12 protein-coding genes and 1 pseudogene are annotated in these 13642 nt (G+C 42.5%); all 13 read right to left on the bottom strand.

What is annotated here, in order from left to right; genetic code table 11:
- Positions 1-272 precede the first annotated feature (272 nt).
- On the bottom strand, positions 273-1532 hold the full coding sequence (locus JN12_RS05345) for an ATP-binding protein (protein ID WP_170241855.1): 1260 nt from the start codon (positions 1530-1532) through the stop codon (positions 273-275).
- Between the two features lie 110 nt (positions 1533-1642).
- Positions 1643-2620: a UDP-glucose 4-epimerase family protein gene (locus JN12_RS05340; protein WP_246125758.1), complete on the bottom strand. Its 978-nt coding sequence runs from the start codon at positions 2618-2620 to the stop codon at positions 1643-1645.
- Between the two features lie 116 nt (positions 2621-2736).
- Positions 2737-3912, bottom strand: a complete 1176-nt coding sequence (locus JN12_RS05335) for a glycosyltransferase family 4 protein (RefSeq protein ID WP_170241854.1) — start codon at positions 3910-3912, stop codon at positions 2737-2739.
- A 13-nt stretch (positions 3913-3925) separates the two neighbouring features.
- Complete coding sequence (locus tag JN12_RS05330; RefSeq protein WP_145019318.1) at positions 3926-5065, bottom strand: glycosyltransferase family 4 protein; 1140 nt, start codon at positions 5063-5065, stop codon at positions 3926-3928.
- A complete protein-coding gene (locus tag JN12_RS05325; protein WP_145019315.1) occupies positions 5062-6174 on the bottom strand; it encodes a glycosyltransferase family 4 protein in 1113 nt (370 codons plus the stop codon). The genes JN12_RS05330 and JN12_RS05325 overlap by 4 nt, the downstream gene beginning before the upstream one ends.
- Positions 6174-7502, bottom strand: coding sequence for a hypothetical protein (locus tag JN12_RS05320; protein ID WP_145019312.1), 1329 nt, complete (start codon positions 7500-7502; stop codon positions 6174-6176). The genes JN12_RS05325 and JN12_RS05320 overlap by 1 nt, the downstream gene beginning before the upstream one ends.
- Positions 7492-8406 carry a glycosyltransferase family 2 protein gene (locus JN12_RS05315; protein WP_170241853.1) on the bottom strand — a complete coding sequence of 305 codons (915 nt, stop codon included), beginning with the start codon at positions 8404-8406 and terminating at the stop codon, positions 7492-7494. The genes JN12_RS05320 and JN12_RS05315 overlap by 11 nt, the downstream gene beginning before the upstream one ends.
- A gap of 30 nt (positions 8407-8436) precedes the next feature.
- Positions 8437-9312 carry an alpha-1,2-fucosyltransferase gene (locus tag JN12_RS05310; RefSeq protein WP_145019306.1) on the bottom strand — a complete coding sequence of 292 codons (876 nt, stop codon included), beginning with the start codon at positions 9310-9312 and terminating at the stop codon, positions 8437-8439.
- A 19-nt stretch (positions 9313-9331) separates the two neighbouring features.
- The gene (locus JN12_RS05305) at positions 9332-10123 is read right to left on the bottom strand and encodes a DUF268 domain-containing protein (protein WP_211360506.1); all 792 of its coding nucleotides are present in this window, start codon (positions 10121-10123) and stop codon (positions 9332-9334) included.
- A gap of 103 nt (positions 10124-10226) precedes the next feature.
- On the bottom strand, positions 10227-10913 hold the full coding sequence (locus tag JN12_RS05300; protein ID WP_145019300.1) for a methyltransferase domain-containing protein: 687 nt from the start codon (positions 10911-10913) through the stop codon (positions 10227-10229).
- A complete protein-coding gene (locus JN12_RS05295; RefSeq protein WP_145019297.1) occupies positions 10892-12181 on the bottom strand; it encodes a lipopolysaccharide biosynthesis protein in 1290 nt (429 codons plus the stop codon). Before JN12_RS05295 ends, JN12_RS05300 begins: the two co-directional genes overlap by 22 nt.
- Positions 12171-12746 (bottom strand): annotated as a pseudogene (locus JN12_RS05290) (NAD-dependent epimerase/dehydratase family protein); the annotation flags it as partial. The gene JN12_RS05295 and the pseudogene JN12_RS05290, both read right to left, overlap by 11 nt.
- Before the next feature lie 330 nt (positions 12747-13076).
- Positions 13077-13241: a nucleotidyltransferase domain-containing protein gene (locus tag JN12_RS05285; protein ID WP_145019294.1), complete on the bottom strand. Its 165-nt coding sequence runs from the start codon at positions 13239-13241 to the stop codon at positions 13077-13079.
- Positions 13242-13642: the final 401 nt, after the last annotated feature.

The following is a 13642-nucleotide window of genomic DNA, read 5'->3' as shown; positions in this document are numbered from 1 at the left end:
TTCGCGTGAAAAAAAAGCCTTAAAACCCGTTTCGCACAGAGCCGCAGAGGTCACCGAGAACTTCAAAACCCAAAAGCTTTATGCTTTTAGTTTGTCCCCAAATTTTATCTTATGCCTTTCTCCGCGTCACTCCGCGTCTCTGCGTGAGGCCGATTTTAAAGCTTTTTGAACCACTCCGCCGTTTCCCGCAACCCCTTGTCCATGGTAAACGACGGTACCCACCCTAACTCTCGTCTGATCTTTGAGCTGTCCACCGTCAATGAGTCAAGCACTTATTCTACTACGTCACAAAGCCGCAACAACCATTTCCAAACCGGAATCAGGCGTATCCGGCAGGTGCCGACCGTCTCCACCCCATCCTCGTTCCAAGTCAACACTGTGCCACCAGCTATTCCAAGCTCCGCGGCGGCTTTAACCACTGCCTGAAGCTCCCTCTTGCGAGTTTTCGGATCGCCAAGTTCATAACAAACCTGAAAAAGTCGAAACTCTCCGGAAATGGAGCGCACCACAAAATCCACTTCCTTGCCGCCGGTTGTCTTGAAAGCAAAAAACTCATCCCCGCGTCGATACCATTCCACCGCCACCAGATTTTCCAGCAGACGCCCGGCATCACTACCGGTCCGGAAACGCACCGCATTAACCATCCCGGTATCATATGCATATATTTTACGGGGTGCCGACATGCGAACTTTTGCCTTGGGTGAATAACGCGTCACCGACATGAAAAGGTACGCCTCTATCAGATAACCTACGTAATTTTCCACGGTATGGACGCTACGGAACGCGAGGGCATTTTTCAGACTGGTGCAGGTATACTCCCGTGCGACATTGCCGATCAGCCATCGCCCCACATCATGCAGCTTGGCGGAATAGCGCACACCGTAGCGCTTTACCACATCTTTGAACAGAATGCCGTCGAACAGTGCCGTCAGGTATCCGGCCGGTTCGGTCCCCCGTACTACAACCTCGGGGAAGCCGCCGATCCTCAGAAAATCGTCCAACTGTTTCAGCATGAGCCCCTGCCGTTCCGGCGCAGACAGGGTTTCATCAACCGCAAACGAACGGGCGGAAAGAAATTCTGTAAAGGAAAAAGGGAGCAGGCGAAATTCGCGGTAACGTCCGGTCAGGTGAGTGGAAAGCTCGCGGCTCAGGAGATGGGCATTGGAGCCGGTCAGGATAATATTGTAGCCGCGTCTCTGCAGCCGGTTGACAAACAGTTCCCATCCCGCCACATTCTGAATCTCGTCGAAAAAAATGGTTCGGGTGTCTCCGTACACTTGAATCATGGCCTTGAGCAGTTCATCCAGATCAAGCGGCGGTATCAGGCGCTCATCATCGAAATTGATGTAGGCAAAATTGGAACCGGTCGCTGCTGTCAGCATCTGCAGGGCAAAGACCGATTTACCGGCCCGACGCGGCCCGATAACAACCTTGATCAGGTTACCTGCCATGCTCTGCGCCGCTTCCGCCAACCCTTCTCGAGGGACAAACCCGCCTTTCAGCAACTCGTCGCGTTCGACTTTATGGCTCATTACGATATTATGCATACTTAAGTGCACAATATGTCATTTTTTTGTGCAGTACAATATTATTTTTGCCTGAATGTACAAGCTTTCACAATCCAAAATTAAGAATCCAAAATTCAAAATTTATTTCTGAACCAAGCTGCTGTTTCCACCAATCCTTCCTCCATCGTAAACGGCGGCATCCACCCCAGTTCCCGCCGTATCTTCGAGCTATCCACCGTCAACGATCCCGTCAGCCGATTCACCGCACCGCTCTTGTCGGTCAGCTTGCCCGCAAGCAGCATGAGAGAAACTGGGAATGGGATTAATCGAGCTGGAACCCCAAGCGCAGAAGCGGTTCGCCGAATCAGATCCGGTGTGGAAATATCCTCTCCGTCGCTGATAAGGTAGGTCTTGCCGGCAGCAGACGGATGAATTGCGCAAGTTGCCAGGGCATCGACCAGATTGCCGACATAGATCAGGCTGCGTTTGTTGGTTATGGAAGCAAGGGGGAGGGGGAAACCTTTTGAGACGATGCGGAGCAGTGAGAGAAAGTTTCCAGGATTTCCTGGACCGTAAACGAGCGGGGCACGGATAATAACAACTTCCATGCCAGTCTGCTTTGAAATTTCCGTTAGGACAAGTTCAGCCTCATATTTAGAAACAGAATATGCGTTGTGTGGGTGAACGACATCACCTTCTGTGTATGGCTTATCAGATGAATTATCACCATTTACTCCAATAGTGCTCATGAAAACAAATCGACTCACACCGGCCTGGGCCGCCTGCCGTGCCAGTCGTTCCGTGCCATGAAGGTTAACCTTGCGGAATTCCTGCAATGGGTCAGTAGCTGCTTCCTGCATGACATGAACGCGGGCGGCCAGATGGATGACAGTGTCTATACTTTGCAAGGCTGCAGTGTAGTCGCTGGACTCGGACAGAGGTTCTACAGTAGCTTGCTCTACTACTTCTGGCAAATGTCCGGCTTCCTCTCCGGCTAAAACAGCAGCTATTAGGCTGACATTCTCCAGTAAAAGCCTTTTGATTAAGGCAGAACCGATAAAACCGCTTGCACCAGCAATAAACAGGTTCATTTCAATAATTTTCGCTATCAAAAATAGAAAAAGTCTCAACTGTTTTTTGTAGCATCAATGGGAATCCCCTTCTAGTTTGACGTTCAATTACAAGAAAAATCAGTGTGGATGAGCGACATTCTTCCTCCGCACCACCCTTAAGCCTTCGTCATGACTTGGATATAAATATTTTCCACCATTTTTGTAGTATGTTCCCAGCTATGTTGATGTAGGACAAAATTTCGTGCACGGGCGCCTATTACCTGTGCATATTTTGCACTCGCAAAACATTCAACTATCCGCGCTACAAAATCATCCGCTGTTTCTGCAAGCAGTAACTCTACCCTATCCTTCGCTTTGATGTCGCCTAAACCAAGCTTATTAGTAACAACCGGCAAACCGCACGACATGGCTTCCAAAATTTTAAACTGCATACCAGAACCTGATTGCATGGGGGCAACTGCAAGTGTCGCTTTTGCTAATGTTTCAGGCATTGACTCTACAAAACCGGTAACTGTTATTCCTGGTTTATTTCCTAGCTCACGGATGTCAGGAGGGGGCCCATTACCGGCTATAATAAACGAGATATTGGGTATTCTCTTCTGAAGACGAAAAAAACAGTTTTCTGCAAACCATTTCACAGCGTGTACATTAGGTCCGTAAAACATATTTCCGGAAAAAATAATGGTTGGATTTTCTACAGACACTTCACCTGGAGCAAACCGCTCTGTGTCTATACCCAGAGGGACTACTTCCACATTTGCTGCAGCAATATATTCTTTGTCTTTATTTGAAACCACAATCAAGCGATCGAATTGGTTGCACATATCTTTTTCAAAGCACTTTAAACGCCGCAGTTCTTCCTCTAGAACCCATTTCTTGGGAACCCGTGCCATGTCTACACGGCGGATGAAATTAAGTTGCATTGAATCAATTAGATCCATAACTACCGGAGTTGATAAGTCTTGGCAAAAAGGGGCAAGGCGTAACATGAAAGCGTGAACCAGATCAAATTGGCGGCTAGTTAATAGCTTATTCAGGCATTCCCTAAACTCACTAGATCGATAATACAAAACCTGAAGCGGCAATCGTGAAATAGGTCCCCAAAACGCCATATTTCTAAATGACTTCCACTTTGGAAGCTTTACCGTATGAATTGAACTGCAATATTGGCTTAACGTTTCAATTCCGCGCAACTCATCATCATGCTTGTACAGAGTTAATAGTGTAATCTCATGCTTTCTGCTTAGAATACGCATACGATGAAACGGAACAGCTTGGTCACCTCTAAACGGGGGGTAAGGAAAACGAGGTGTTATGAAAAGCAACTTCATTCTGGTAATCCTCTCAAGCGAGTGACTTGTATATATCAAGTGTCTCGGAAGCCATCTTACGCCAGGAAAACTTTCGAACTTGTCTGAGACCTCGCTCCACATATTCTTTACGGACATCCTCTTCGCTTAGCAGGTGAAGCAATGATCTTTGAAGCTGCTCGTCGTCGTAGGGATCTATGAGCAAGGCGGCGTCGCCAACGATTTCAGGAATCGATGTCAGGTTTGATGTAATAACAGGAACGCCGCAAGACATAGCTTCAAGTGGAGGAAGTCCAAAGCCCTCATAAAGCGAGGGATAGAGAAAAACTTTGGCATAGTTATAAAAACAGACCAATTCATCTTCTGTAATAAAATCAAGAAAAACAATATCGCTTTTGTATTTTGAGCCCTGAACCATTTCGTAAAATAGAGTGGTCTTCCAATTCGGTAATCCGCATATTACTAATTGTTCGGAAATAGAACATTTTGATTTTAATTCCAGAAATGTTCTGATGATTCTTTCAGTATTTTTACGTGGGTCGGTTGCACCAAGTGTAAAAATATAATCATTCTGGATACCATGTTTATTTTTTAGCTTCTCAAAAAGATTTTTATTTTCGAACAGTTTGAATTTTTCATCTACTGCTTCATGTGTGACATGTATGTCTTTCTCTTGCAGAGATTTGAGGTGTAATAATATATCTGTCTTTGAAAAATCAGATACGGTTATGACCTTCGCCAAGCGTCTTACAGTACGAGGAACAATAAGCTTTCGGTAGATTCTCCCCATATTTTGATAACGTGAGTAGCATTGCGGAACTGCAGAATAACTCTTTAGAAACATAACGTCGTGTATTGATAAAATAAGTTTTACTTTATTGTGTAGAAACATAGGCGCAGTATTACCGGGACAATGAAGAATATCGAGCCCATCGCGCGCCGCGCGCAACGGCAACACGAGTTGCTCCCAAACAAGATAATTACCAGGCAAAATTTTTTTCACCAAGAAGTTCGGTTTGCGCGGCAGCACTCCTTCCAAATCATCCACGTCGGTATACAGCACGTAGTCATTTTTCGGGTCTATCTCTGCAAGATTCAGCAACAGCATAAGAGAATAGTTTCCTATACCCCGACGCTTGTGAACTGCGAATCTTGCATCTATACCAATTTTCATGCAGCACCAACTTCATTCAGTAATTCATTGTATACTTCATGAGTTTGCCTAAGCATCTGGTTTAAGGAGAACTGCATATCAACCAATCGCTGCCCCTCATTGCCCATTAAAAAAGCGAGTTGATTATCAGTAAGCAGAGTACGTATAGCATTCGCCAAACCTGTCACATCACCTGGGTTGACCAAAATTCCATTCTTTCCTTCGGGAATTATTTCAGGCAAGCCCAACACGCGTGTAGTAATAATAGGCACTCCCAAAGACATCGCCTCTAAAAGTGAATACGGAAACCCTTCATATAAAGACGGGAGCACCATCATACGAGATTGAGACAATAACTCAAATACTTGGTCGCGCGGTAATGTACCTGTAAATGAAATACGTCCCTGAAGGCCGTACTCACAGACTAAAGCTTTGAGTCGTGCCCGGTCTGCCCCTTCCCCAACAATGCGACATTCCCATGGAAGCTCGTGCAAGAGAGCAAGTGCACGAATAAGAAATTCTAACCCTTTATTGCGTGAGAGGTTTGCAATACTACAAATAACAGTTTTTTCTGATGAATGTAGAGGGGTTGAGTCTGTGACCTGTTTCAAATTCAATCCATTGTATATTGGATGAATGTGCTTATCCGACACGTTTAAATATTTCCCCAGACGATCAGCACCGTATCGGGTTACTGTTATATATTTCTGAATTGAATCCTTCGCAAATCTCAATAATACTAGCATGATTAAGCTGCGTACGTTTTGTGACAAACCTAAAGCAGCAGCAAAAAAATTGGTATGGATGGTAATGACCTTGGGTACGTACGGTAGATAGTACGCAAGCAAAGCATCACGCCGATTATTTAAATGTATGAGGTCAATATCCCATTCTTCGCAAATAGTCTTTACCTGTAACGCTGTATTTCGTGCTGTTGACAAAGAATACTTGATGCGTTTCAGTGGATAACCCAACTCGTTAATTCGTTGCGCCAGTGCATCATTTTCCCCAACCTCCACAAAATGAACACGGAACTCTTTATTAAAACTGTCTGCCAGTTCAAATAAATAAGTTTCCCCACCACCAATGCCTGGAGAGTGGCTGGAAAGATATAAAATGCCCTTTTTCATTATGGTGTGACACCAGACGGTAACGTCATATCTTTTTTGCTATCCTTAACTAATTTCATAGTCATCTGGAATTGCTTCAATAATAAATACAAGCAAATAGCATATAACGGCATACGAAACATAAAATTAACTGGATCGTATGCCAACCATCTTGGATAAAACGAATACAAGCAAATAATGTAAAGTGAAAGCAAGGAGGTTGGCTTATTGATAACCTTATTGGTAAGTATCGCTATAAAAAACGCTATTAATACAACCCCAAAATAATCCAGCCAAAAATAAAAGAATCCAGAGATTAACCCGCCGCCGCCTGCCTCTCTCCCTGTTAAATCCCAAACATAAAGGGCAGGCTTTCCAATACTTCCCAATCCGATGCGAGGTGGTAATATGGTCTGCAGCAATGCTGCAAAGAGTGAAAACATCCTTTCTTTCATTCCGCAAACGCCATCTATTAATGCTGAAACAATTATATTTGTTGTGTAGAATACTTCGCCTTGGTTCGTCAGAAGCGCAGTACCGCTAAATAAAGAAAACAGCTCCATTGCAGCACGTTTACCATCTCTTAAAAAGCCTGCTGCCTGAACTAACACCATTCCTACAATAGCCATAATAAATATATATCTTGTTCTAAATTTACCATCTAAAAATAAGGCAAAATAAAGCAGAATGGGCATCAATAATGAAACTCGCATCCCACGGGTAAACCCTGAGTAAATGAAGATACAGAATATGATGGTTAATATAAGTTTGAGCCGGTAGCTTTTAGCAAAGATAAATGCCGTAACAAAAAAAACGAGAAAATATTCTGGAGCACCTGATGAAGCAGAGATATTGTCATTATATGCGTCCCACGCCTGAGCTGCATCTATAGAGTAGATATTTACCGAACCAATCTGCATGCTAACAATAATTGCGAGCATCGCGCCGGCCAGAAAGAGAAAGACTGCCGTGTCTTTACGTGATGGCAAGTGCTCGGCTATCACTACTAATTGTTTGGGTGCATTCAAATCAGAAAAAAAATAGAGGGTAAAAACAAATGCACCATGAACCAATAATGTTGAATCCATGTATTTGGCGATTTGGAATTCTGAATGAGGTGTTATCGGAATATCAAAAAGAAAATAGGGGATTAGCATCACAACGTATGAAAGATGGAAAATGTAATAAATAAAAACGGGTTGAACGTTTTTATAGAGAAAAATCAAGCGGATTGAAATAAGTGTCATTGCCAGCATGACTAGTGGAATAACAGTTGGAAATATAAATCCACTCAGCCACAGAGTTAGTAAGATTGGTATGGCAGCTATTTTTTCTTTGCTAACAATCACTATTTTTTCCAATGCGTAGGGATTGAAAAACAACCAACAAGAAGGCTGCAACCATCTTGAAATACCTCTTCCATCTTTGAGAAGCAAATCGGAGTTGATTTGACTTAGAGAATGCAGCCAATGCTGCCTTCGGATTTCCAAGGTTAAGCTCAATCGTTCCAATTACGTATTCATGATAAGAAACTGCCCACTTTGCCGATTTTTCCATTCGGCAAAGTTTATCCTGGTGCCGTAAAAACAAAGTTTTCTGGCGTTCAATCTGATTTGGCGAACATACGCTGATACTATCATCACTTACCCAGTAATAACCAAGCCGCTTATCTACAAAGCAGAAATTAGCATCTTCATGGGCTAATTGAAGCCAGGCATCAAAGTCCTCGATTGCAACCATAGACTTCTCTTCACACAACCCACCTATTTTCAGAAGTTTGCTTTTCCGAACAACCACAGCTGAGTTTGGAATGGGATTGCCTTGACTCATCAGGTCTTCAAGAGGGTTACCGATTATGAATCTTCCTTCAGTCCTTTTTCTCCAACTCGTTTTCTTTGAGCGTAGTTCCAGAGGATGATACAAAACATCTACATCTTCTCGAAGCAAAGGCAGAATTGTTTCTATTCTATCCGGACACCACCAATCATCTGAATCAAGAAAAGAAATCCATTCCTTCTCAGCGTTTGCCACTCCAATATTTCTAGGATGAGCTGGTCCCCCCGAATTTTTCATCCAGAAATATCGAAGCTTCAATTTGTCACTATATGACAATGCGACCGACTTGACATCTTCCGTAGAACCATCATCACAGACAAGGACTTCAAAGTTTTGATTTGTCTGAGCCACTAACGAATCAAGAGCACGAGCTAAAGTGTCGGGCCGATTGTATATGGGTATAACAACTGAAATCAAAGTGAACACCTCAATAGGCTACTACACATTTCAGCAAGTAAGCCAATCTTTAGGGAGCAAGTCGGTTGTGTCAATAGATGCATGGAACCATTTAGTGGGGGCAATTACAAATTTATCAGGGCTAGGATTTAGCCACGCGCCCCACCAGCTAAAGGAGCTATTAGCGGTTATGTGGTGAGCGCAGCGGCTCATCAGATAAAGTTCTTCACTAGCTAAACGCGACGTTTCAGTTGAGACGATAACCAAAGGATAGTCTATTGCAAGTTCGTTTTTTAGCCACACAGGATCATCAGAAAACGCAAAAAAAACAGGATTTGAAACTCGCTCTGCAATCAAAGTAACTGCTCTGCGGTAATAAGCAAGCCCATGAACCACATGATATTCTGCTGCACTAGCATTTGTAATATAATCACCACGCCGAACATGGATACTCACTGAATTACAGCTAGTCATCTGTTCTAAAAGCACGTTAGCTGAGGCATCAACTGATACAAACTCATGCAATTCTTTCCGAATATCTTCTGCCATCCACGAAAAATACTTTTCGCTCTGCCAAAAGCCTTGAAGAATGACATCACCAACCAGCTTTTCAAAAGATGAATTATAGTTAGGATTGGATTCACGAAAGTAAGTAAAATTACTTCTCCAGATTCCTGAACCGCATAAAAAACGACCGAGGCGTGAAGTCCTGAAAAGAACCTGTTCCCGTTCTTTTTGTTTCAAAAGTGCGACCGATAACTTGTAAACACCTAATTCGTAATTTCTCGGTGTAATGTCGTTTCTTCGGCGTATCAAAAGCGTATCGTCAAGTATAAGAGTAGTTCCAAGTCGAGTAGCAAGTGATTTTCCGGCAGCATACTGGAATAGTTGGTTACCGAGTCCACCCTGTAGTCTTGCGACAATCATAATTCAACAGATTTAATCATCATAAGCTTGCTGCATCCATTTTTTTAAAGGTGAATATTCCCAAAGCATATTCTTTTAGAGAAATTGAAGATAAATTTTCAGAAGAAATATCTAATTCTTCCAACCCCTCATCTGTGGTGAATAACGCGAATTCAGATAATTTAAGGTTACCCTTCATTGCTGCACGAACAATTGTATTTGGGTCAAAAATTCGGTGAGCATTGAATTCAACTCGTTCAATACCCACTGGTACAGAAAGGTAAAAGACCCCCCCTGAACGAAGTATTTTTGACATATTGAGCAAACCAGATTCATACCCTTTTGGGTCAATCGGATCGCCGTAACGGCCGAGTCCGAAGTGCTCTAACGCATGTAGACAAGAAATTGAATCGCAATAGTCTGTCATGTCCGTCGTTGGGTTCATCAAGTTGGCTTGTTTAAAAATAATTCCAGGAATTTTAGCACTAATACTTCGAATATCAAAGACCTCTATCTCCCGAAAACTCGCAATGTGAGCAACAAATCCGTCCACTCGGGAGCCAATATCAACATGTTTTTGTGGAGCACTATCATGAACTTTTTTCGCAATATACAAATCTTGCCAAAAGTATTCACTTGTTGTTGCACCACCTTCTTCATCTCTATCATGCAGACATGGAAAAAACGCAATTTTACCAACGAGCATCGACCTATACCTAAAATATTCCATGATATATCTAGGCATTTTCACTGTAAATTTAAATATTTTCCTAATATCAATTCCAAATTGAGTAATCAAAAACCAGTTAAGCCATTTTATTTTATTTAACATTGTGTCCTTCCAAACTTTCCTATGAAAATTTGGTACTGTCATAATAGTGAACTAACTTCTTATTTCGAAACATTAATTATAAATGTTATTCCTTTAGAAGTAACTATTTTCTAACAAATTTGTCTGTAGATAATTTATCTAATAAATACTTTATCTTTCTCAAATAACTGAGTTTGAATGTATTTTTTTTAATTATAGGGTTATTGAAGCACAATTTTTCAATATAATTAGTTTTCTTAAGTTCAAATGGGTGCTCCCATTCAAAGCCCTCAAACATTATGGCCTTAAGATCATCAACAAAGGTAGAGTAACCTTGATTGAGAGCTTCAAGAAAGACCGATTGAACTGGCTGAAAGCAACTAATAGGTGTCTCTATTTTTTTTATATAGTATAAAAAACCACCAGCATCATATTTAAATATATTTTTATGAACTTCAAAATTAAATAAATATTCGTAATAGAGCGTGGGATATTCGACATAACCTTTTTTAGCAACCCTGAATAGTTCAGATATAAAATATTCCACATTATCTATATGCTCTAAAACATGGGAGCAAATCACATAATCGAATTCGTAATCTTTGAACGGAAATTTATCTCCATTATAAAAAATTATTTTTTTAGAAGTATTAAGCTCTGGTGTATTACCACGCTGTTCTTTTTTTTCAGTAGGATTTTCAAATACCTTTTCAAGTAAAACATCAGCACGCGGATGAGGATTCGCCCCAGGGCCAATTTCTAAGACTTTGTCAGTTGATTTTATATTTTTTATAAGTTCAGAGAAAAACATTCATACCGCCTAATTAAATATAATATACTAACTATCATTCCTATTAAATTAATTATTGACCAAGCAGCAGCGGCACCCACAATTCCATACACACTAACAAGATACGGAATAAGTGACAGTGAAAAAAGGAGAGCCAGAGCATTTACCATTGAAATTATTTTAACCTGTCCACGGGCAACCCAATTCATATATCCGACTGTATATATAGCATTCATTGCCGTTCCAGCGAGGAGAATACTTAAAGGGAGGTACACTGCCGAAACAACATCTTGATTCCGTAACCAGCGGAACAGCAGCCAGTCTCCAAACAGAACAAATATTACTGCACCGCTAATTGCAAGCATAACAAAAATTGCAATTAAGCGAATATTGAATTGATGGAGCAAATCCGGTTTGTTTATTAATTCAACAATACGTGGTAACGCCACCTGCGTAATTGGATAAACTAGCTGTAATGCTCCTAATGCTAAAGAAGACGCGATAACGTAATAACCAAACTGCTCAATAGTAACCATTCGACTTAAAATTATTTTATCAAGCTGAACAGTCAGGACACCAAGCAAAACAGCTCCTGACATTTTAAATGCCGTTTTAATAGTGGGAGCAATCTCCTGCCAGCAAAAAAAGATGTTGCTACGCTTTATACCTAGTACTTTCCAACTTAATACTGCTCGCGCTAAAGTGTCACATGCGGCAACAAAAATCTGCCAGCAAACTAGCACTTCCAAGAAAGGCCATTTCGTGACTACAAGCACACCTCCAAGGTGTCGTAATACTCCACTGATTGTGATCAATGTGTTCAGCTGTACATGTTTCTGCAGCCCTAAAAGAACGCTTCTATAAAGGACACCAGGGAATTGTACCGTAAAAAGAAGCGCGGCTCCATAAATTGTAACCAATCCAAGCTTTACTGGCAAATCGCCTAAATTGAGCCAGTTTGTTGATATCGGCTTCGCCAATACCGCTACCGCAATACCAGCGATTAAGGAAAGTCCCCAATATAAACGTTCAAAGCCTATTACTAGAGTGGCAGTCGATGATGTATTAGCTTTTTCGTGGGCAACTTCACGTATTAGAGCTTGACCCATTCCCGCATCAAACATTCCTAATACAGCAATAATAGTTGATATAAACCCTACTAAACCCCATTGTTTAGTGCCTAAAGCATTTAGATACCAAGGCAGAGCAAGCATTGGCCCTAATGCTGTGACTATCATGCCTAAATAGTTCGCAAAAACATCCCTTCTTACAGACATACTACCGCCCACATATTGTACTCTGTTTTATAAAATACTCTACTGTCTTTCTAAGCCCAGTATTGAGAGTCACTAAAGGTTCCCATCCTAGTTTTTCACATGCCAGCGATATGTCAGGCTGACGCTGTTTCGGATCATCCTGTGGCAACGGATTGAAGATGATTCTTGATTTTGATCCAGTGATCTCAATGATTTTTTCCGCAAATTCAAGAATGGTGTTCTCCTGCGGGTTGCCCAGATTGACCGGGCCGATAAAACCGTTCTCATTTTCCATCATCTGGATCATCCCCTCGATCAGGTCGGAGACAAAGCAGAAGGAGCGGGTTTGGGCACCGTCGCCGAAGACGGTGATATCCTCGTTGCGCAAGGCCTGAAGTATGAAGTTGGATACCACCCGTCCGTCGTTTTCCGCCATGCGGGGGCCATAGGTGTTGAAGATGCGGATGATACGGATATCGACGTTGTTCTGACGGTGGTAGTCCATCATCAGGGTTTCGGCCACCCGTTTGCCTTCGTCGTAGCAGCTGCGGATGCCGATCGGGTTGACGTTGCCCCAGTAGTCCTCTTTCTGGGGATGATGGAAATTCCGGGGACACTATACATAATCACGCCCTGCAAAATAGATCTTTTTCATTTTAGCCCCACCAGCAGGGGAGTTTCAAATCCAGCCTATCGAAAATGATTATCAAACGTCAACGCCTGGTGTATCCGCCCAATTGATTCAAGAATATCTGCAATAAAAAGGGTCGCATCCCGTTTAGACATACAGGATATCCTTGAGAACTGCTTCCCTGACAATTGGCTTCAAGAACGTCGGGCAAGAGGGGTCGCGTCTACACTTTTCACTTTTACACCTGACTCCGTGACGGCAAATTCAAATTGCTGAATTTGCCGTCACGGAGTCAGGTTAAGGGTAATTTAAAACCGGCTTGTCTTTGATGATCACCAAATCAAGATCGCTTTCTTCTTCCGGCTGCCCATACGCATGACTTCCAAAAAGAATAATCTTGGCGGGATGCACAGCTGCGACAATTTTTTCAACAATTTCTTTCTGCAACTGGTCACTTAGCATAATATTCCCACTATTAAGGATCAACCCGGCCTATTTGGGCTCATCACAACCTACCGACCCGATATCTTCTGAGTAACTTAACCATAGGTGGTTGAATTTATGGGTTTTATGTCAAGCCATTTGACCCTGTACCGGGACCAGTTCAAAACCGAGTTGTTGTGCTTTACGTTTCAGATTCTGTACGACTCGTGAGCGGTAACGCTCCTCATAATGATCCTGACCAAGATCTGCGTACGACGTCCTGTTCTTCAGCATGGAGTACACCAGTCTTGCGAGCTTATGTGCAGTTGCCGTTATGGCCTTGGATGCTCCCAGCCGTGCTCTCTGTCGACGGATGTATCCCCCCAAGGCGCTCTTTGATCTGATCAAAGAAAAGGCTGCCATGCGAAAGGCAATGGCGG

Source organism: Geobacter argillaceus (genome assembly GCF_007830735.1).
Lineage (GTDB): Bacteria > Desulfobacterota > Desulfuromonadia > Geobacterales > DSM-12255 > Geomobilibacter > Geomobilibacter argillaceus.
This window is presented reverse-complemented; position numbering and strand designations above follow the sequence as displayed.